Source organism: Niallia sp. Man26, from assembly GCF_022049065.2.
Classification (GTDB): Bacteria; Bacillota; Bacilli; order Bacillales; family Cytobacillaceae; genus Niallia.
This window is the reverse complement of sequence record NZ_CP095743.1, coordinates 2,641,267-2,660,468: the sequence shown is the minus strand read 5'-3', so window position 1 is coordinate 2,660,468 and position 19,202 is coordinate 2,641,267. Positions and strand designations below refer to the sequence as shown.

General features: G+C 38.9%; 20 protein-coding genes. 13 read left to right on the top strand and 7 right to left on the bottom strand.

The features are described from left to right. Position 1: 1 nt before the first annotated feature. The 9 genes from glyS to L8T27_RS13465 all read left to right on the top strand — a co-directional run bounded on the left by glyS (position 2) and on the right by L8T27_RS13465 (position 10,040). A complete protein-coding gene (gene glyS, locus L8T27_RS13505; RefSeq protein ID WP_237941716.1) occupies positions 2-2,068 on the top strand; it encodes a glycine--tRNA ligase subunit beta in 2,067 nt (688 codons plus the stop codon). Positions 2,069-2,160: 92 nt separating this feature from the next. Continuing rightward, positions 2,161-2,781: a transcriptional regulator CcpN gene (gene ccpN / locus L8T27_RS13500; protein ID WP_237942323.1), complete on the top strand. Its 621-nt coding sequence runs from the start codon at positions 2,161-2,163 to the stop codon at positions 2,779-2,781. Positions 2,782-2,795: 14 nt separating this feature from the next. Further along, positions 2,796-3,623 (top strand): pyruvate, water dikinase regulatory protein, encoded by an 828-nt coding sequence (locus L8T27_RS13495; RefSeq protein WP_233313124.1) that lies wholly within the window; start codon positions 2,796-2,798, stop codon positions 3,621-3,623. Between the two features lie 320 nt (positions 3,624-3,943). After that, a complete protein-coding gene (locus L8T27_RS13490; protein WP_233313125.1) occupies positions 3,944-4,399 on the top strand; it encodes a YaiI/YqxD family protein in 456 nt (151 codons plus the stop codon). A gap of 59 nt (positions 4,400-4,458) precedes the next feature. Then, the gene (gene dnaG, locus L8T27_RS13485) at positions 4,459-6,267 is read left to right on the top strand and encodes a DNA primase (protein ID WP_233313126.1); all 1,809 of its coding nucleotides are present in this window, start codon (positions 4,459-4,461) and stop codon (positions 6,265-6,267) included. A 37-nt stretch (positions 6,268-6,304) separates the two neighbouring features. Beyond that, positions 6,305-7,429, top strand: coding sequence for an RNA polymerase sigma factor RpoD (gene rpoD / locus L8T27_RS13480; RefSeq protein ID WP_127737424.1), 1,125 nt, complete (start codon positions 6,305-6,307; stop codon positions 7,427-7,429). A 111-nt stretch (positions 7,430-7,540) separates the two neighbouring features. Next, positions 7,541-8,074, top strand: a complete 534-nt coding sequence (locus tag L8T27_RS13475) for an LTA synthase family protein (RefSeq protein WP_237941715.1) — start codon at positions 7,541-7,543, stop codon at positions 8,072-8,074. A 144-nt stretch (positions 8,075-8,218) separates the two neighbouring features. Beyond that, complete coding sequence (locus tag L8T27_RS13470; protein ID WP_233313128.1) at positions 8,219-8,938, top strand: tRNA (adenine(22)-N(1))-methyltransferase; 720 nt, start codon at positions 8,219-8,221, stop codon at positions 8,936-8,938. Continuing rightward, a complete protein-coding gene (locus tag L8T27_RS13465) occupies positions 8,925-10,040 on the top strand; it encodes a Nif3-like dinuclear metal center hexameric protein (RefSeq protein WP_237941714.1) in 1,116 nt (371 codons plus the stop codon). The genes L8T27_RS13470 and L8T27_RS13465 overlap by 14 nt, the downstream gene beginning before the upstream one ends. 41 nt (positions 10,041-10,081) lie before the next feature. Here L8T27_RS13465 and L8T27_RS13460 read toward each other — a convergent pair whose 3' ends face one another. Further along, positions 10,082-11,026, bottom strand: a complete 945-nt coding sequence (locus tag L8T27_RS13460) for a 4-hydroxy-3-methylbut-2-enyl diphosphate reductase (protein ID WP_233313130.1) — start codon at positions 11,024-11,026, stop codon at positions 10,082-10,084. Positions 11,027-11,256: 230 nt separating this feature from the next. Then, positions 11,257-11,832, bottom strand: coding sequence for a YqfQ family protein (locus tag L8T27_RS13455; RefSeq protein ID WP_233313131.1), 576 nt, complete (start codon positions 11,830-11,832; stop codon positions 11,257-11,259). Positions 11,833-12,151: 319 nt separating this feature from the next. Here L8T27_RS13455 and L8T27_RS13450 point away from each other — a divergent pair, with 319 nt between their 5' ends. Continuing rightward, positions 12,152-13,462 (top strand): DEAD/DEAH box helicase, encoded by a 1,311-nt coding sequence (locus L8T27_RS13450; protein WP_233313132.1) that lies wholly within the window; start codon positions 12,152-12,154, stop codon positions 13,460-13,462. 26 nt (positions 13,463-13,488) lie between these two features. Then, the gene (locus tag L8T27_RS13445) at positions 13,489-14,382 is read left to right on the top strand and encodes a deoxyribonuclease IV (RefSeq protein ID WP_233313133.1); all 894 of its coding nucleotides are present in this window, start codon (positions 13,489-13,491) and stop codon (positions 14,380-14,382) included. A 56-nt stretch (positions 14,383-14,438) separates the two neighbouring features. Here the strand turns inward: L8T27_RS13445 and L8T27_RS13440 are convergent, their stop codons facing one another. The 4 genes from L8T27_RS13440 to L8T27_RS13425 all read right to left on the bottom strand — a co-directional run bounded on the left by L8T27_RS13440 (position 14,439) and on the right by L8T27_RS13425 (position 17,029). Next, complete coding sequence (locus L8T27_RS13440; RefSeq protein WP_233313134.1) at positions 14,439-14,771, bottom strand: hypothetical protein; 333 nt, start codon at positions 14,769-14,771, stop codon at positions 14,439-14,441. 112 nt (positions 14,772-14,883) lie between these two features. Next, positions 14,884-15,732 carry a TIGR03943 family putative permease subunit gene (locus L8T27_RS13435; protein WP_233313135.1) on the bottom strand — a complete coding sequence of 283 codons (849 nt, stop codon included), beginning with the start codon at positions 15,730-15,732 and terminating at the stop codon, positions 14,884-14,886. Between the two features lie 12 nt (positions 15,733-15,744). Continuing rightward, on the bottom strand, positions 15,745-16,611 hold the full coding sequence (locus tag L8T27_RS13430; RefSeq protein WP_233313136.1) for a permease: 867 nt from the start codon (positions 16,609-16,611) through the stop codon (positions 15,745-15,747). 160 nt (positions 16,612-16,771) lie between these two features. Beyond that, positions 16,772-17,029 carry a DUF2624 domain-containing protein gene (locus tag L8T27_RS13425; RefSeq protein WP_233313137.1) on the bottom strand — a complete coding sequence of 86 codons (258 nt, stop codon included), beginning with the start codon at positions 17,027-17,029 and terminating at the stop codon, positions 16,772-16,774. Positions 17,030-17,237: 208 nt separating this feature from the next. Between L8T27_RS13425 and zur the strand changes: the two genes are divergently transcribed. Beyond that, on the top strand, positions 17,238-17,651 hold the full coding sequence (gene zur / locus L8T27_RS13420; RefSeq protein WP_237941713.1) for a zinc uptake transcriptional repressor Zur: 414 nt from the start codon (positions 17,238-17,240) through the stop codon (positions 17,649-17,651). A 35-nt stretch (positions 17,652-17,686) separates the two neighbouring features. Here the strand turns inward: zur and L8T27_RS13415 are convergent, their stop codons facing one another. Continuing rightward, complete coding sequence (locus L8T27_RS13415; RefSeq protein WP_237941712.1) at positions 17,687-18,262, bottom strand: 5' nucleotidase, NT5C type; 576 nt, start codon at positions 18,260-18,262, stop codon at positions 17,687-17,689. Between the two features lie 148 nt (positions 18,263-18,410). Here L8T27_RS13415 and L8T27_RS13410 point away from each other — a divergent pair, with 148 nt between their 5' ends. Then, on the top strand, positions 18,411-18,854 hold the full coding sequence (locus tag L8T27_RS13410; RefSeq protein WP_233314705.1) for a DUF308 domain-containing protein: 444 nt from the start codon (positions 18,411-18,413) through the stop codon (positions 18,852-18,854). The last annotated feature ends 348 nt before the right edge of the window (positions 18,855-19,202 follow it).

The window sequence follows — 19,202 nt, the reverse complement described above, 5'->3', positions numbered from 1 at the left end:
TATGAGTCAAAAAGATTTATTGCTAGAGATAGGTTTAGAGGAAATGCCTGCCCGCTTTGTAACAAGCAGCATGAACAGCTTAAAAGAGAAGGTGGAAGCATGGCTGAATGAAAAGCAATTGCAATATTCCACTGTTGAAGCATTTTCTACGCCAAGACGTCTTGCTGTTCTTGTAAGTGAGCTTGACGAAGCACAAAAAGATATCGAGGAAGAAGCAAAAGGACCAGCTAAGAAGATTGCCCTTGATGAAAAAGGGGAATGGTCAAAAGCGGCGATAGGCTTTACAAGAGGGCAAAATGCTTCTGTTGAGGATATCTATTTCAAAGAAATCAACGGTGTTGAATATGTCCATGTGAAGAAATTTATAAAAGGGCAAGCAACTGTTGATTTGCTGCCTGCATTAAAGGACATTATCTTAAGCTTGTCATTCCCTAAAAATATGCGTTGGGCAAATAATGATCTTCGCTATATTCGTCCGATTAAGTGGATTGCTGCATTATTTGGCAACGAAGTAATTCCGTTCTCCATCACTGGTGTGGAGGCAGACCGCAAATCAACTGGTCATCGCTTCCTTGGTGAAGAAATCAGCTTTGCAGCTCCGAAAGAATATAAAGAAGCACTGCTTGGCCAATTTGTCATCGTAAACCCAGAAGAGAGAAAAGCGGCTATCCTTTCACAAATTAAAAAAATTGAAGAAGAAAATGATTGGGTTATTCCTATTGATGCAGATTTGCTGGAGGAAGTAAATAATCTAGTAGAATATCCGACTGCTTTGTACGGAAAGTTTGAAGAATCATTCCTAGAGCTTCCGACTGAAGTATTAATTACAAGCATGAAGGAGCATCAGCGCTATTTCCCGGTTAAGTCAAAAGATGATAAGCTGCTGCCTTTCTTTATTACTGTCCGCAATGGAAATCATAATCATTTGGACAAAGTGGCAAAAGGGAATGAAAAAGTGCTGAGAGCGCGTCTTGCCGATGCTGCCTTCTTCTATAAGGAAGATCAGAAGCAGGATATTGAAAAGCTGTTAACGAAGCTTCAATCAATTGTTTATCATGAAGAAATCGGCACACTTTCAGAGAAGGTGGCAAGAGTTCAAGGCCTAACAAACAAAATTGCTGAAAAGCTGTCCTTTTCTGCTGAAGAAAAGACAAATGCGGATCGTGCTGCGCAGATTTCAAAATTTGACCTTGTAACAAATATGGTCTATGAGTTCCCTGAGCTTCAAGGACTAATGGGAGAAAAATATGCAAGTCAAAAAGGAGAAGCTCCTGCTGTGGCTAAGGCAATTAATGAGCATTATATGCCTCGTCACGCAGACGATAATACAGCTTCAAGCAATGAAGGAGCAGCACTAGCGATTGCTGAAAAACTTGATACTATTGTTTCCTTCTTTGCAATTGGTATGATTCCAACTGGATCACAAGATCCGTATGCATTGCGAAGACAGGCTACAGGAGTCGTGCAAACTTTAATGGATAAAGATTGGAATTTGACAGTGGAAGAGCTTGTCGAATTGGCAATGAATAATGTTAAGGATATTGCAAAAACGCCAGAGCAAGAGCTGCAAAAGAATATCATGGACTTCTTTAAGGCGCGCATTAAGCATATCCTTCAGGAAGAAGGCATCCGCTATGATTTAATTGATGCTGTTCTTTTTGATCAATTAGGAAGCCCTGCAAGCCTGCTGAGAAAAGCTAATGTGTTAGACAGTCATAAAAACGATGCTGGCTTTAAAAACGGAATAGAAGCATTAGCGCGTGTTATAAATATATCTAAAAAAGCGGAAAGTAAAGGACAGGTAAATCCATCTCTGTTCGAAAATGAAGAGGAACGCAATCTTTACAGTGCTGTGCAATCAGTAAAAGAAAAACTGACAGACAATACAGATGAGGAAGCATATTTCCAACTTCTAACTTCTCTTGAAGGAACGATTGCATTGTACTTCGACAATACGATGGTAATGACAGATAATCCAGCTTTGAAAGAAAACAGATTAAACCAAATGTCAGAGCTTGCTGATATGATTACAAGATTTGCATATGTTTCGGAAATTTTGGTTAAATAAGCAAAAATAAAGCAGCTGTGGTGGAGGTTTCTCCACCTGCTTTATTTTTAATTTGCTTTCTAAAGCTTTATTTCTAAGGTGGTGAATGAACGATAAAACTGAATAGACGCCAACAGCAAATTGTGGAAATTGTGAAAGAGAATGGACCTATAACTGGAGAGCAAATTGCAGAATCCTTACATTTGACAAGAGCCACATTACGCCCTGATCTCGCTATTCTAACGATGGCAGGTTTTCTTGATGCAAGGCCTCGCGTCGGTTATTTTTATACTGGCAAGACGTCAGAGCAGACAGAAAACATTAATAATCTGCTAGTTAAGGATTATTATTCCAGTCCTGTTGTAGCAAGTGATACAACATCTGTTTATGATGCAATCGTTACAATGTTTACGATGGATGTAGGCACTATTTTTATCGTCGATGCAAACGAAATGCTTGCTGATGTGGTTTCGAGGAAGGACATGCTTCGGGCAAGCATCGGAAAACAGGAATTGTCGTCATTGCCTGTTACCATCATCATGACGAGAATGCCAAATATCACTTACTGTTATTTGGATGATAAGCTTGTGGATGTTGGTAAAAAACTGATAGAACGGGAAATAGATTCATTGCCAGTTGTGAAGGAAGAGCTTGATGGCCTAAAGGTAATTGGCAGAGTAACGAAAACAAATATAACAAAAGCACTTGTAGACTTATCCAATGAACAAATTTAAGAGGAGGGTGAATCATGACGGAAAGGCAAATCATTTATGTAGTTTCTGATTCTGTCGGAGAGACAGCAGAGCTTGTGACGAAAGCAGCAATCAGCCAGTTTTCCGGCCATAATGTGAATGTTTCCATTAAGAGGTTTCCATTTGTCGAAGACAAGTCCAATATACGCGATGTAATTCGCCAGGCGCGCCAAGAGCACGGCATGATTGCTTATACGCTTGTAAAGCCAGAAATGCGCAAATATATGCAAGAGCTGGCAGTTGAAGAAGGTGTATACGCTGCTGACATTATCGGGCCTATTATCGATCAGTTTCAGATGCTCTGGGGCAAAACTCCGTTGTTTGAGCCAGGTCTTGTCAGAAAGCTTGATGAAGACTACTTTAAAAAAGTAGAAGCGATTGAATTTGCAGTCAAATATGATGATGGCAGAGATCCGCGAGGCTTGGAAAAAGCAGATATTATTTTGCTTGGTGTATCAAGAACCTCCAAGACGCCTTTGTCCCAATTTTTAGCCCATAAGCGGGTGAAAGTAGCCAATGTGCCAATAGTGCCTGAAGTGGATCCTCCGAAGGAATTATTTGAAGTGCCAGCACATAAATGCTTTGGTCTAAAAATCAGCCCGAAAAAACTGAATAATATCCGCAAGGAAAGGCTGATCTCTTTAGGTCTAAGTGACAGTGCGAGCTATGCGCAAATTGAGCGGATCGAACAGGAACTAGAATACTTTGAAAGCATTGTGGACCAAATTAAATGTCCGGTAATCGATGTGACGAACAAAGCAGTCGAAGAAACGGCCAATATTATTTTCAACTTATATTATCGTGCCAAAAACACGCAGTTTTGATATTCTAAAACAAAGCAAAGAAGGATCCTGTTGGCGTTTATTGGCAGGATCATTTATTTTACGGAAAATTTTTATTTGAGCAGGAGAAATTGTTGTTGTTTTTTTCGGAAAACTTATGGTATTTACCTAATTTATGTACTATAATAGAAAATTGTGATAAAAAAGTATTGTAAATAGGTTTAGACTTGGCTCATAACGAATAAACTATTTACTGTGAGAAGTCAAGAGGAAGAAAAAAATAATTTTCGACAACATCTCTTTCAACGAAAAAGTATTCGTGAAAGAAGGAATATGTGGAGTGATGTAGAATTATTAGTACAATGGATAATTGCATCATATATGTTGACGCTGATTCTTGTCCTGTGAAAGAAGAAATTGTCGAAATGGCTACAAGCAAATCTATAGAGGTAATTTTTATCGCTTCCTATGCTCACATGAAACTGCATCAAGACGGAACAAACTGGAAATATGTTGACAGTAGCAAGGAAGCAGTAGATATGTTTATTATGAATGCCGTGAAGGCAAATGATGTTGTGGTAACACAGGATATCGGACTGGCGGCAACCTTGCTGCCAAAAGCTGTGCAAGTCTTAACCCCAAGAGGGATTATCCTCGAGGAAAAGGATATTGCCACAGCGCTGGATATGCGTTATCTTTCTGCAAAGGCAAGAAGAAGAGGTATATACGGTAAAGGACCAAGGCCATTCGAAGAAAAGGATCGGCAAAAGTTTAAAAAAAGTTTGGCAATCGTTTTGTCGAAAGTTGCAGGAGAATGAGCTGATTGTGTCGAATGTCTTATTTATAGGAAAGTTAGTAGTAGGGAGATGTGTTAAAAATGGTTGAGCGCATTCCTGATGAAAAGGTAAACGAGGTCAAACAGGCAATTGACATAGTTGACGTCATTGGGGAGCATGTAGCTTTAACAAAGCAAGGACGCAATTATTTAGGGTTGTGTCCATTTCATGGCGAAAAAACCCCGTCATTTTCCGTATCACCCGAAAAGCAGATATTTCATTGCTTCGGCTGTCATGCTGGTGGAAATGTCTTTACTTTCCTGATGGATATACACGGTTATTCCTTCCAGGAAGCCGCATTCCATTTGGCGGAAAGAGCTAATGTCGACTTAGGTGTGGAATTGCAAGAGTCAGGTGATAAGCCTGCCATTTCCAAAGATTTGCAGCAAATGATGGATGCACATGATTTACTAGCTAAATTTTACCATCATTTGCTTCTAAACACAACGGATGGTGAGCATGCTTTACAGTATTTGCTTAACAGAGGCTTCACTAAAGAAGTAATTGAGAAATTCCAAATAGGCTATGCGCCGAATCAATGGGATTTCGCAGTGAAGTATTTAAAGAAATATGATGTTTCTTTACTGGTAAAAGCAGGTTTGATCATTAAAAGTGAAAAAGGGGATAGATATTTTGACCGTTTCCGCGATCGAATCATGTTTCCCATCTTTGACCGTAATGGCAATACTATTGCATTTTCCGGGCGTACATTAGGGGATTCAACTCCTAAATACTTAAACAGTCCGGAAACACCAATTTTTAATAAAAGCAGCACCCTTTATAATTTTCATTTGGCAAGGCCTGGCATGCGGAAAACACAGCATGCTGTCCTGTTCGAAGGATTTGCCGATGTCATTGCTGCAAGCCGTGCAGGTGTGGAAAACAGTGTCGGGACAATGGGAACATCCCTTACAGAAGAGCATATCGCTATTTTGAAGCGGAACTCCCGGACGATAACGATCTGTTATGATTCAGACTCTGCAGGGATTGAAGCGGCTTATCGGGCAGGAAAAATGCTTGTTGCCGCCAAATGTACTGTTAAGGTCGTCATGCTTCCAGATGGTCTGGATCCGGATGATTATCTTAACAAATACGGGGAAGAAAAACTGCAGCATGAAATCATGCAGGCGAGTGTTCCTTTCATGAGCTTTAAGCTCGTGTATCACCGCAGAGGAAAAAATCTGCAAAATGAAGGAGATAAGCTCGCCTATATAGAACAAGTATTGGGAGAAATTGCTCAGCTTGAAAATGCAGTTGAAAAAGATCTCTATTTAAGACAGCTGTCTTCTGAGTTTGCGATTTCTCTTGAAGCATTAAAAATGCAGGAGGAAGAGCTGGCCGGCAGGCGTATAATAAATAAGCCAAATAAAAGCATTAATGCACCAGTTAAGCAATATAGTGTTAAAAAAAGATCTAACAATTTGCTGCCGGCATATCATACTGCCGAAAGAAGGCTGATAGCACATATGCTCAAAAATGAAGATGTCGCGTTAAAGGTGCGGGAAGCATTGCAGGACCGGACGTTTAATATTGATGAACATCAGGCAATCTTCACATACTTGCTGGCTTTTTATGAAACAGGACAAAGCTCAGATTCGAGCGCCTTTCTAAACTTTATTCGTGACGGTGAGCTGCAGCGGATTGTAGCTGACATTGACATGATGGAAGTCAATGAAGAAGTAAATGACCAAGAGCTTGCCGATTATTTAAAACAGCTGTTGAATTATGAAAAAATGCTTGAGATTAATGAAAAAAAAGCATTGCAAAAAGAAGCAGAGCGACAAAATGATTTTCTAAAGGCAGCAGAAATAGGAATGGAAGTCATGTTGTTAGTAAAATCATTAAAATAAATTTGATTGTCTTGATTTTTTGGAAGGAGGGGGACATATGGCTGAAAAGTCAGCCCGTTCAAAAGAGGTTGAAACGGAATTGACCCTTGATCAGGTAAAGGAACAATTAACAGAAGTTGGAAAGAAAACTGGGGTACTTGCATATGATGATATTGCAGAAAAACTAGCCAGTTTTGAATTAGACTCCCATCAAATGGATGAGTTCTATGAGGTATTAGGAGATCAAGGTATAGAGCTTGTAGGAGATGGCGAGGATGAGCCACCGAATGTTCAAGAGCTTGCAAAAGGCGAGGAAGAGTTCGATCTTAATGATTTAAGTGTGCCTCCTGGCGTTAAAATAAATGACCCTGTACGTATGTACTTAAAGGAAATTGGTCGTGTGGACCTGCTTTCCGCTAAAGAAGAGATTGTATTGGCAAAGCGCATTATGGAAGGCGACGAAGAGGCAAAACGCCGTCTTGCTGAAGCGAACTTAAGACTTGTAGTCTCCATTGCAAAACGTTATGTTGGCCGTGGAATGATGTTCCTTGATTTAATTCAGGAAGGAAATATGGGTCTTATTAAAGCGGTTGAGAAATTCGACTATGAAAAAGGATTTAAATTCAGTACGTATGCGACATGGTGGATTCGCCAGGCTATTACGAGAGCAATTGCGGACCAAGCCCGCACAATCCGTATTCCTGTTCATATGGTTGAAACAATCAATAAATTGATTCGCGTTCAGCGTCAGTTACTGCAGGATTTAGGCCGCGAACCGACTCCTGAAGAAATTGGAGAAGACATGGATCTGACTCCGGATAAAGTAAGAGAAATCTTAAAGATTGCGCAAGAGCCTGTTTCCTTGGAAACGCCGATTGGGGAAGAAGATGATTCCCATTTAGGTGATTTCATTGAAGATCAGGATGCAACATCTCCTTCTGAACATGCAGCTTATGAGCTTCTAAAAGAGCAGCTTGAAGATGTTCTGGATACTTTGACAGACCGTGAAGAAAATGTTTTAAGACTTCGTTTCGGTTTAGATGACGGACGTACAAGAACACTTGAAGAAGTCGGCAAAGTATTTGGTGTAACGCGTGAGCGTATTCGCCAAATCGAAGCAAAAGCACTAAGAAAGCTTAGACATCCGAGCCGCAGCAAAAGACTAAAAGATTTCTTAGAATAAAGCATGAACTGATATATCAAAGTTATCATTGCCAAGAAATAGTTTACTTCTTACAATAGAAGTGGCTGTTTCTTTTTTTTTAACCGTAAATACATGAAGGATGTGCTGCCCATGAAGGATAATAGGAAAACAGTGATTATCCAAGAAATACTTTATTGGAAAAAAAATAAAATGCTTCCGGAGCATTATTGCGATTATTTGCTTACCCTTTACACAGAAGGCAATAGAATGAAGGAAGAAGAATTGCCAAAGCAAAAGCATATTATCTCCAGTGCAATCTTTTTATTGTTTATTCCGATAACAGTAGGTTTCTTATATTTTACTGAATTGTCTTTCATTTTGCAAATGGCTATTTCACTAATTTTTCTGATAATAACTGCAGCGGGCATTTTCTATTATCAAGTAAAAGGGCTGGGAAATGATATCCCTGTTACAGTAGCAGCGTTTATCGTTCTGTTGTTTAGCGTTAAAGCTGTTCTTCATTTTTTTTCAGAAAAAATAATATTCTTATATATTATTTTAACGATAAATTGTTTACTCTGGTTTATAGGAGGAAGAAAGTTTAAGCTAGTTTATTTTACGATTTCTTCCTATATTGGCTTCCTCTTGCTTGCAGTTCTCGTTTTTATGTCATTCCGCGCTTAATGGGAAAAATTACTATGTTCTATATAGGGACAAGCCTGCTGAAAAATCAGTTGTCTTGTGGCATTCCGTTAGCAAATATGTTACAAATAGGTAATAGATTAATCAACTTAGTATAAGAAATAGCAATGAAATGTGGTGTTTAGAATGAATACAGACAGATTATCTAATCGTCTTGAAACAGTAGCAAAATACATACCAGCAGGAGCATCATTCGCAGATATTGGTTCAGATCATGCCTATTTGCCCTGCTATATGCTGAAAAAGCAGAAAGCGTCATTTGCAATTGCAGGAGAAGTGGTGGATGGACCATTTCAATCTGCCCGCAGACAGGTCCAGCAAGAGGGACTTACAGATGTTATATCTGTAAGAAAAGGGAATGGACTAGAGGTAGTAGGAGTAGGTGAAGTCGATTGTATTACGATTGCCGGAATGGGCGGAGCTTTAATCGCTGCTATTCTTGATGATGGCAAACAAAAGCTACAAACTGTCAAAAGACTTGTTCTGCAGCCGAACGTAAGCGCCTATTCTATCAGGCTTTGGCTTATAGAGAATGGCTGGAAGCTCGTGAGCGAAGAGATAATAGAAGAAGATGATAAGATTTATGAAGTGCTCGTTGCTGAACAAGGAGTAGGAAAGGAGCCTTATACAGAGCAAATAGATGCAGAGCTTTTGCTTGGACCTTTTTTAAGCAGAGAAAAAAACCAAGCCTTCCAAAAGAAATGGACGTTAGAAAGACAAAATTGGCAGAGAATAATTGAGCGTATGCAAACAGCAACAGAAACACAAGAGACGGTTGCTAAACTACAGGAGCTTAATTGGAAAATCGCACTTGTTCAGGAGGTGCTCGGAAATGAAAACAATTAATGGATTTGAATTAATATCATTGTTCGAACAGTTTTCGCCAAAGGCTTATGCAATGGAAGGGGATAAAATCGGTCTTCAAGTCGGAGATTTGAGCAGACCAGTACATAATGTAATGATTGCCCTTGATGTAACCGAAAAAGTAGTAGATGAAGCAATCTCTTTGAAAACAGATTTAATTATTGCTCACCATCCTCCGATTTTCCGTCCCTTATCAAAAATAACGGCAGATAACCCTGCAGGCAGGCTGATGCAAAAGCTGATTAAGCATGATATTTCTGTATATGCTGCCCATACTAATTTAGATGTAGCTAAAGGCGGTGTTAATGATTTGTTGAGCGATGCATTAGGCTTAACAGATTGTGAAGTACTAGTTCCTACATATGAGGATAAGCTTAAAAAACTGGCTGTTTATGTTCCAGCTGACTACGCTGAGCAAGTAAAGGCAGCATTAGGAAATGCAGGTGCAGGTGCTATCGGCAATTACAGTCATTGCAGCTTTACTGCACAAGGAAAAGGTGAATTTAAACCAGGTCTGGATACAAATCCATTTAAGGGAGAGCCTGGCAAACTGGAGACCGTGGACGAGATGAAAATAGAAACTATCTATCCTCATTCCATTGAAAAAACAGTCATCAAGGCGCTCCAAAAAGCACATCCATACGAAGAACCGGCATTTGATATCTTTGATGTCCAGCAGCAAGGTGAGCAGCTTGGTCTTGGAAGAGTCGGTAAAATAGAAGAAATGACACTTGCAGAATTTGCTGAACACGTTAAAAAGCGCCTCGACGTACAAGGGGTAAGAGTGGTCGGTGATATGAAAGCAAAAGTAAAAAAAGTGGCTGTATTGGGCGGAGACGGCAATAAATATTATTCCCATGCCATCAGAAAAGGCGCGGATGTCTATGTAACTGGCGATATGTATTATCATGTTGCGATTGACGCCAGTGAGCTTGGCTTGAATATAATCGACCCAGGCCATAATGTCGAAAAGGTGATGAAAAAAGGAGTTGCTTATAAGCTCGTTTCTCTTTGTGAGGAAGCAGGCTATAAGGTAAATATTTTCCCATCCAGTCTTCATACAGACCCATTTCAGTTTGTATAAGGAAAAAGCGGTAAAGAACCTAAGTTCTTTACCGCTTTTGTTTATTGTTTTGTCTTCACCTTCGGAAGAATCTTGTTTAATGGGACTTTCTTTTCTCTTTCCCATGTTTCTTCCTTTTCTGAATCATATTGCTCAAGGAAGTTAATCACTTCTTTAGTTATCGGTGTCGGGGTTGAAGCGCCAGCTGTCACTGCAACAGATTTAGCATTTTTAATCCATTCTAGTTTCAGTTCAGACACGTCAGCAATACGGTAAGCAGGTGTACCGGCAATTTCCTCAGAAACCTGTGCAAGACGATTTGAGTTATTGCTCATTGGGTCTCCTACCACAATCAAGACATCTGCTTCGCCAGCCTGCTGGGCTACAGCTTCTTGTCTAACTTGTGTGGCTAAGCAAATTTCCTTATGGAATTCAGCATGAGGAAATTTCGAATTGATGCTCTCCATCAAATCTGCAACATCCCATTGGCTCATCGTTGTCTGGTTTGTGACAAGAATCTTTTCTTGCTTAATATCGAGGTTCTCGATATCCTGAACTGTTTCAACTAATGATACGGCATGCGGAGCAACGCCAACAGCACCCTCTGGCTCTGGATGCCCTTTTTTACCAATGTAGATAATATAATAACCTTCTTTTTCTTTCTCACGAATTAAGTCATGTGTTTTTGTAACATCAGGACATGTTGCATCAAGAGTCACAAGGCCTTTTCTTTTCGCTATTTCCCTAATTTCAGGAGAAACGCCATGGGCGGTGAAAATAACAGTACCTGTATCAACTTGTTCAATAATATCCTTGCGATTTTTACCATCTAATGTAATAATGCCATCCTCTTCAAAAGCGTCCGTCACATGTTTATTGTGCACAATCATACCAAGGATGTAAATCGGGCGTGGCAATGTTTTATCTAAAGCCGCATTACGGGCGATTACCATAGCATCAACTACGCCATAGCAATAACCTCTAGGGGCAATTTTTATCACTTTCATTTGTAATCCTCCCACTAGGAACCTCTTTATCCGTCCAAAATACATCAACGTACGGATAAGTATTAGGACTCAGAGTATATCTTAACATATATTATTATATAAAACTTCTTAAAAGAAGACAAAAATATTGAGATAGTGATGGAGGATGGCAAAAATAAAAGACCCATTTTCTACTTGTTTGGGCTGTAAATTTAGATCAGCTGAAAAATAGAAATTTGGGTCTAACTTATTTATATATACATTCTAGGAACAGAAACTCCACTGTCCTGCGGCCCTCTAGCCGGTGTTTCTTCTACTCCCGGAACAGCAGTTGGCTCCGCTGTTTCATTGGAAGTTCCAGTAGCTTCTTGTGTCGTCTTTGTATTCTTCACCTTATTCGTATCAGCAGACTTGTCTGTGCTGGAATCGCTGCTGCTTGTTAAGCCCCTGTAAAGCTTCCACATTGCCGGGATATTTCGCACCATTGGTCCATACTGGCTGATCATCGGACCAACCTGGCTTGCTGTTTGCAGGAATTTTTGCGAATTGGCAAGTAATCCGTTGATGGATGCAGGATTCGTTAATGTCTTCAATATCCCTCCGCCAGTCGCGGCATTTCTTGAACTTGAGCTGCCTAGCATTGCAGCACCTCTTTGCACATTTGTATCTCCGCCTTTTCCCCCTCCAAGCAATTTAGAAAGAATGCCTCCACCATTACTGGTTTGAGCGCCGCCTCTGCCCATCATCTGTCTTTGATATGGAGCAGGGCCTTGCATCATTCTTCCCCCCATGCCTCTTGGCTGCGGCATACGCGGTCTTGGTGGCATGCTGCTGCCTCCTTTCTATAATAACCTGTATTCCTTATTAGCGTATGCTGTATAGTTGTCACTTGTTTAGGGTTTAAGCGGATAGTGCATAAAATCTGAGTGAATTGTCTTAATTAAAAAATAGAAAATATGGGAAAAATAAAAGGTGAAGCAAGTATATTTAGGAAAAAGGAATCAAAGTTTCGGGAGTAATCAACAGGTTTCGCGTTAATTACCTGAGAATTAGTGGTCTTTTCAGCAGATTTTGATTATAATAATATGATGGACTAGTGAAGCCGCGGCAAGTTTTTTATTGTCTGAATATAAAGGAGTTTTAAAAATGAGTCAAAATACATTCAACCGTTATAATTTAAAGCCGTTCATTTTGAAAGCAGTCGATGAACTGGGCTTTTATGAACCAACAGAAATACAGCAAAAAGTTATCCCATTGATGTTAAAAGGGGAAAGTGCTATTGGACAGTCACAAACGGGAACAGGGAAAACCCATTCTTATGTACTGCCAATTATGGAAAGAATTAATCCTGAGAGTAACACGGTACAAGCTGTAATAACTGCACCGACAAGAGAGCTTGCAACGCAGATTCATAATGAAATTGTTAAAGTGGCAAAGCATTCACCAGAAGCGATCTCAAGCCGCCTGTTCATTGGCGGGACGGATAAACAGCGTGCAATTGAAAAGCTTAAAAGCCAGCCGCATATTGTTGTCGGCACACCAGGAAGAATTAATGACCTTGTAAAGGAGCAGGCTCTGCATGTCCATACAGCTAATATGCTGATTGTCGATGAAGCAGATCTTATGCTAGATATGGGCTTCATTGAAGATGTGGACCAAATTGCTGCAAGAATGCCAAAAGATTTAAGTATCTTTGTATTCTCCGCAACAATACCGGAAAAACTGAAGCCGTTTTTAAAGAAATATTTAGAAAATCCTAAATATGTACATGTGGAGCCAAAGCAGCTGACTGCTGCTAAGATTGAACATGTGCTTCTACCTTCCAGACACAGAGATAAAATTACGACAGTATATGAAGCATTGACAGCTTTCAACCCATTTTTGGCAATCGTGTTCACAAACACAAAGCAAATGTGTGATGAAGTAGCTGCAGGGCTTTCGGAAAAAGGGCTGAAGGTTGCTAGAATTCATGGCGGGCTTACACCTCGTGAAAGAAAGAAAGTGATGAAGCAAGTCCTTGATTTGGAGTTTCAATATATTATTGCAACAGACTTAGCTGCACGAGGAATTGATATTAAAGGGATCAGTCATGTCATCAATTTTGAATTGCCAGCAGATCTTGATTTCTATGTTCACCGTGTCGGCAGAACAGCAAGAGCCGGTTCATCAGGAATTGCATTGACTATTTACGAGCAATCGGATGAGGATAAGCTAAACCAGCTTGAAAAGCTTGGCATCGAGTTTAAAAATATGGACTTGAAAAACGGTGAGTGGGTCGAAATTGAAGACAGAAACCGCCGAAAAAAACGTCAACGTACTGCAGATGAAATTGATGTGAAAGCAAAATCTCTTGTGAAAAAGCCGAAGAAAGTGAAACCAGGCTACAAAAAGAAGATGCAGCGAGAAGTAGAAGGCATTAAAAAACGGGAAAGACGTTTGAAAAGCAGAAATAAATAAGTAAAAGCTGAGAGGAGAGAGGATGAATGGTGAAACTAGGTTCCCATGTATCCATGAGCGGAAAAAAAATGCTTCTAGCAGCAAGTGAAGAAGCAGTATCTTATGGAGCAAATACCTTCATGATATATACAGGTGCTCCTCAAAATACAAGACGCAAAAAAATTGAAGATTTAAATATAGAAGCAGGAATGAGACATATGCAGGAAAACGGGATAGCAGATATCGTTGTCCACGCTCCTTACATCATTAATATTGCCAACACTACAAATCCGGCAACATTTGAACTAGGTGTTAATTTCCTACGAACAGAAATTGAACGGACAGAAGCGCTTGGTGCTAAACAAATTGTTTTGCATCCAGGCGCACATGTTGGTGCTGGTACAGATATAGGCATAAAAAAAATTATCGAAGGCTTAAACGAAGTGCTGACAGGCAAAGAAAATCTGCAAATTGCACTGGAAACAATGGCTGGTAAAGGTTCCGAATGCGGTAAAACCTTCGAGGAGCTAGCAATGATTATGGATGGTGTCACCTATAATGACAAGCTGTCTGTATGCTTCGATACATGTCATACTCATGATGCCGGCTATAATATTGTCGAGGACTTTGACGGAGTGCTTGATGAGTTTGACCGTATTGTCGGGATAGACAAGCTGAAAGTACTTCATATCAATGACAGTAAAAATGCAGTAGGGATGAGAAAAGACCGTCATGAGAATATTGGCTATGGTCATATCGGCTTTGACGCATTAAGCAAAATTGTTCATCATCCTCAGCTTATTGATATTCCGAAAATCTTGGAAACACCTTATGTCGGGGAAGATAAGACTAACAAAAAAGCTCCATATAAACATGAAATTGATATGCTGAAAACTCAGCAATTTAATGAAAGCTTACTTGACGATATTTTAAAAGGTTAAAGTAAATTAGGCCATTTCACATCATGTGAAGTGGTCTTTTATTTGCTTAAAATAGATTAGTTACTTGTGATGAAGGCTGTAGCAAGGCCGATAAGAAAAAATAATAGGGAGCCAACATTTAAACAATTTATGCTTAAGCTGCCAAGTTTTCTTGTTAATTTATAATTGTTTTTAAAACCAAGATAACTTTTTGCAGTAGTCATCTCACTGTAATTAGTAAATAAGCCTCCTGTGCTGGAGAAAAAGACAAAAATTAAGGTAAGACTCAAACCTACATAAAACATGGCATCTAAATAAAAAATATTCAATTTTTGTGCAACTAAATAAGAAATGCCAAATTCCAATAATATAACAACCATTGTAGCAATCACAAATTTCCCATATTTCATTGAATGCCCTCCTTTGGTAAATTCTTATAAATTTATTATAATACAAAATTTATTGATTTTTCAAAAAAATAGAAGCGAAGACTGCAGTCGAACGGCAGTTTTTGCTTCTATGTTAATTTTGACGATAAACATACGGATCATTAGGCTCGGTAACCTTTGTCCATTTTGTTACTTTGAGAACTGGAATGGTTTTTTTGAAAGGCTGGTAATAAATATTATCAAGAGTTCCTGTTATTTGCAGCCAATCATCATTGCTTGCCTTCAAATCATCAGGCAGGTCCAGAAGAATTCCGTAAACACCTGAATCAGCAATACAATGGATAATTCCGAATCTCAGCAGGAAGGCTTGGTTGGCTGCCAGCTCTTTATCTTTATAAGCAAAACCTGTCAGTGTTATTTCTTCCCCGATAAATTGACCTGGGTAATTGTAGATAGTTTCCAGATCGTTGAGGAAAGTATCTCCCTCCAGCTTAATGGAGTCTACTTTACTTAATTTCTTCAGACCCTTATCCATCATTTCAGAATAGCCTTCTTTTCCGTAATAGCTGCTTGTATCTGGTTGTAGAAACTGATGCTGGCTGTATTCATCTCCTTCCGCATAGACGGGAAAGGAGAGCCCTTTCTTTTCTACTATATTCGAATCAAGTGTGGCAACAGGCAGGAATAGTCCTGTCAATACTGGCGCAATCATAATGAGAAAAGCAATGGCTCTTTTCCACCAACGGTTTTCCTCTGCTGCATGATTATGTCCGCAATGATCACAATCATGCTCATGTTCATGATCGTGTTTATCTCCTTTTATATAAAAATAGATGGAGATAAGCGTAAACAAAATAAAGATATATATGGCAGACTCAGATATATAGGAATACTTCATGTTAATATATTTAGAAATATCGCCAGATGCATGCAGATGGAAAAAAAGGTATGTGAACCCGATTAGAACAAATATCCGAAACATATACATGCCTCCTTAAAAAACTAATGTCACAAGTAAAACAGTGATGGTAATAACGGTGCATAAGAGAGCGACAAATTTCGCTTTAAATGTACTGAGCAGCATCATTGTATTTTTGATGTCGAGCATAGGGCCAAACAGCAAAAAAGCGAGAATCGAGCTTGTGGAAAAGCTGCCGCGAAAGCTTGCAGCAATAAAGGCATCAGCTTGTGAGCATAGGCTTAATACATAAGCTAGCCCCATCATCACAACATGGGAGGAAATGGTTCCGTTCCCAATGGAAACAAGTGTTGATGTTTTAATAGTCGTCTGCACAAGTGCCGCAATAAATGAACCTGCCACTAAATATTTCCCGACTGAAAAGAATTCGTCGATAGAGTGTTTCAGCATAGCAGAAATTTTTTCTGTAAAGGAATGATAATGAGCCGAATGGTTTTCTGTTGATTTTAACGGTGCCTCTTTAACGGTGAATTTAAGAACAATACCAATGATAATTGCCGCAAGTATTGCCAATAATCCACGATGTAACACCATGCTCCAGCTGTTGCCAAAAGCAATATAGGTGGAGAAAAGAACAATCGGATTAATAATTGGCCCTGTGATCATAAACGCTACAGCTGCAGGGATTGATACTCCTTTTAAAATAAGCCTTCTTGTTATCGGAATAATACCGCATTCACAGGCAGGGATAATAGCACCCATTACGGAACCAACCAAAATAGCGAGAATATTATTTTTCGGCATAATTCTTGCAATCATTTCTTCTGAAATAAAGACTTGGATGATTCCGGAGACGATAACACCAATCAAAATAAATGGCAGTGCCTCAATAATGATACTTATAAAAATGGTGTTTAATTGCAGTAATGTATCCATACTCATTATTTTTATTGCTCCTTTTAGCTTCCAAAAAATAAGATAATCTTGTCCAAGCAAACACTTTAGCATAGGCACATGAAAAAAAGATGAGAATAATAAATGTTTTTATTAAATAAAAAAAGCCTCTTCTTCCCATAGAAGGAAAAAGAGGCAGTCATAAAGCTTATTGGTTTGCAAATAGATTAAACAAGTTATTGACTTCCTTTGCTGTGGCTGGGCTGGTAATTGTCGCAAGCTCTCTGATTAACTGAGCTCTTTCATTTGGATTGAAAATGTTGATTTTTTTGCTGTTTAAATGCTTTGCCAGTGTCTCAGCTTCTCCATCATTAATAGGAATTTTGAATTGTTTGCTGTATTTCAGCAGCTCTGTTGCAGTAATCGTATGGATTTTATGGTTGATTATATTCTCAAAAATTTTCATGTCATCACTCCCCATTCTAACATATGAGGGTTAGGCGAAAATGTGTCATGAAAAATGCAAAAAATCTGAATGATTTATTCGAAAGTCGCCGTATCTTTACATTATCAGGGCATTCTTGTATACTAATTTAGATAAAGGATGACTTCCATTAGTTGAATAAATCGTAACGGTTACTATATATATTCCAGAAAATTGGGAGGTGTCACCATTGAATGTAGAACAAGCATTAGACATACTAAAAGAAGAGGGCTATAAGCATACCGGAAAACGAGAAGATATTCTAGAGCTGTTTGCAGCTAAAAATAAGTATATCACGGCTAAAGATGTACTGGATGCATTGAAAAATGATTATCCTGGTTTAAGCTTTGATACTATATACCGTAATCTTTCTCTTTTTGTGGAGCTCAATATATTTGAGATGACAGAGCTGAACGGAGAGAAGCATTTCCGGTTTACATGCTCACATCACCACCATCATCATCATTTTATCTGTCTGGAATGCGGAAAAACGAAAGAAATTATTACATGTCCGATGGCAGAACTGACAGACAACTTAAAAGGATATGATGTTTCAGGCCATAAATTTGAGATTTATGGAAAATGTCCTGAATGTATTCAATAAAAAATCTACTGTTAGCAAACAGTAGATTTTTTTTATTATTGCTTCGTTTTAATCCAGTTGTCCACCCATTTGGAAGCTTCCTGCCAGCTTGTCACCCGGATTACTCCATCAGGAATTGGCTCTCTATTGTACGGAGTATCAAATAAAATAACAGGAATTCCACATTCATGATGGATCATTACTGCATTATCATGCTTATCCTCAAAAAAGATGTCCACTTCATACTTTTTAACTGCTGCAATTTTATGATGTGTGCCAATTAAGTCAATATGATTATAAGCAATGCCGTTATTTACAAACCATTCTTTCGTAATTTCAAGGAGATGCTGTCCTCTTGCACTGATGAAGTATAGCTCGTGTTTGTCCGCCCAGCTGCTCAAAGCAACGCTTGCTCCCTCTGCAAGAGGAGAAGCAGTATAAATGCGTGGTTCATTATCTATAAACCATTTATCGAATTCCTCGTGTGAAACAGAAACAAGGGGATATAGATCATATTCTTTAATATCTTCTAACGTTATATTTAGTTGGAAGCTCTCATTTAAATAAGGAACGAAGGTATCCGGTCTTGTGACTGTCCCGTCAATATCTATTCCAAAACGCAATTTTTTCATTATGTACTCCTTTTACTGTTGTTTCTTCTAAATTTTTTACTAAAACTTATCCTTCTTTAGCTTATCAAAAGACATGGGAGAGAGAAAGGATTTACGTAAAAAAGTATGTTTCCAAGCTTTTACACTAATAAGGAGTGCTTAATTGGCCATGATAATAAATGCTCCTATTATAGAAAGCGAGGGAATGATCATGGCAGACTACAATAGCAATGAAGAAAAGAATCGCACCGATAGAGAGCAAGACGATTCACGCACAACAGATTATATGGAGGAGACATCTGCAGAGATTGTCAATCCAATGCCTTTTAACACAAGTGTCCCAGTTCGTCAGAGAGTGGAGACGACGAACGAAGAAGCAAAAATGGACACACAGCGCAAGGAACGTACAGAGAGCAATGGCAGAGGAATTGGGATAACAGCGCTGATTATTTCTATTATTTCTCTGTTTGTGATGCCGATTGTATTAGGCATCGTTGGGATTATTGTAGGGTTTGTAGCCCGCAGACGCGGAGCAGTAACGCTTGGATCATGGGCGATCGCTCTTGGAGCATTGTCTATTATCATCGGCATTTTTATTGCCCCGTTCTTTTAGCACAAACCTTTGACTTGTTTGGTCGGCAGCTTCTGTTAGAAGCTGCCGTTTTTTTATTGAAAAAATATTTTTTATAAAATAATATCGAAAGCGTTGACAAATATTTTAGGGCATGATAAATTTAGGTTGTAAAATTTAATGAAACCGCTTTAGGATTGTTACTGATTATGCAGGCAAAACCTAAACTTCGTTCGATAGGAGGATTTTTATATCCTTTATTATGGGCGTAGTTTAGGTTTTTTTTATGGAGTAAAAACGGAGGGATGTAAAAACATAAATAAGCAAGAAAAAAAAGCTGTATATGGGCTGCCACCCTCATACAGCTAAATCAAAGTATAACAATATTAT

Excerpts from the sequence above, each read along its gene's own strand:
- L8T27_RS13460 (WP_233313130.1), bottom strand. The coding sequence starts at position 11,026 with ATGAAAGTGATAAAAATTGCCCCTAGAGGTTATTGCTATGGCGTAGTT.
- L8T27_RS13475 (WP_237941715.1), top strand. The coding sequence starts at position 7,541 with ATGAAGGATAATAGGAAAACAGTGATTATCCAAGAAATACTTTATTGG.
- rpoD (WP_127737424.1), top strand. The coding sequence starts at position 6,305 with ATGGCTGAAAAGTCAGCCCGTTCAAAAGAGGTTGAAACGGAATTGACC.
- L8T27_RS13465 (WP_237941714.1), top strand. The coding sequence starts at position 8,925 with ATGAAAACAATTAATGGATTTGAATTAATATCATTGTTCGAACAGTTT.
- L8T27_RS13415 (WP_237941712.1), bottom strand. The coding sequence starts at position 18,262 with ATGAAAAAATTGCGTTTTGGAATAGATATTGACGGGACAGTCACAAGA.
- L8T27_RS13445 (WP_233313133.1), top strand. The coding sequence starts at position 13,489 with ATGGTGAAACTAGGTTCCCATGTATCCATGAGCGGAAAAAAAATGCTT.
- L8T27_RS13425 (WP_233313137.1), bottom strand. The coding sequence starts at position 17,029 with ATGAAAATTTTTGAGAATATAATCAACCATAAAATCCATACGATTACT.
- L8T27_RS13410 (WP_233314705.1), top strand. The coding sequence starts at position 18,411 with ATGATAATAAATGCTCCTATTATAGAAAGCGAGGGAATGATCATGGCA.
- L8T27_RS13495 (WP_233313124.1), top strand. The coding sequence starts at position 2,796 with ATGACGGAAAGGCAAATCATTTATGTAGTTTCTGATTCTGTCGGAGAG.
- L8T27_RS13440 (WP_233313134.1), bottom strand. The coding sequence starts at position 14,771 with ATGAAATATGGGAAATTTGTGATTGCTACAATGGTTGTTATATTATTG.
- L8T27_RS13490 (WP_233313125.1), top strand. The coding sequence starts at position 3,944 with ATGGATAATTGCATCATATATGTTGACGCTGATTCTTGTCCTGTGAAA.
- L8T27_RS13430 (WP_233313136.1), bottom strand. The coding sequence starts at position 16,611 with ATGAGTATGGATACATTACTGCAATTAAACACCATTTTTATAAGTATC.
- L8T27_RS13450 (WP_233313132.1), top strand. The coding sequence starts at position 12,152 with ATGAGTCAAAATACATTCAACCGTTATAATTTAAAGCCGTTCATTTTG.
- dnaG (WP_233313126.1), top strand. The coding sequence starts at position 4,459 with ATGGTTGAGCGCATTCCTGATGAAAAGGTAAACGAGGTCAAACAGGCA.
- L8T27_RS13455 (WP_233313131.1), bottom strand. The coding sequence starts at position 11,832 with ATGCCACCAAGACCGCGTATGCCGCAGCCAAGAGGCATGGGGGGAAGA.
- L8T27_RS13435 (WP_233313135.1), bottom strand. The coding sequence starts at position 15,732 with ATGTTTCGGATATTTGTTCTAATCGGGTTCACATACCTTTTTTTCCAT.
- glyS (WP_237941716.1), top strand. The coding sequence starts at position 2 with ATGAGTCAAAAAGATTTATTGCTAGAGATAGGTTTAGAGGAAATGCCT.
- L8T27_RS13470 (WP_233313128.1), top strand. The coding sequence starts at position 8,219 with ATGAATACAGACAGATTATCTAATCGTCTTGAAACAGTAGCAAAATAC.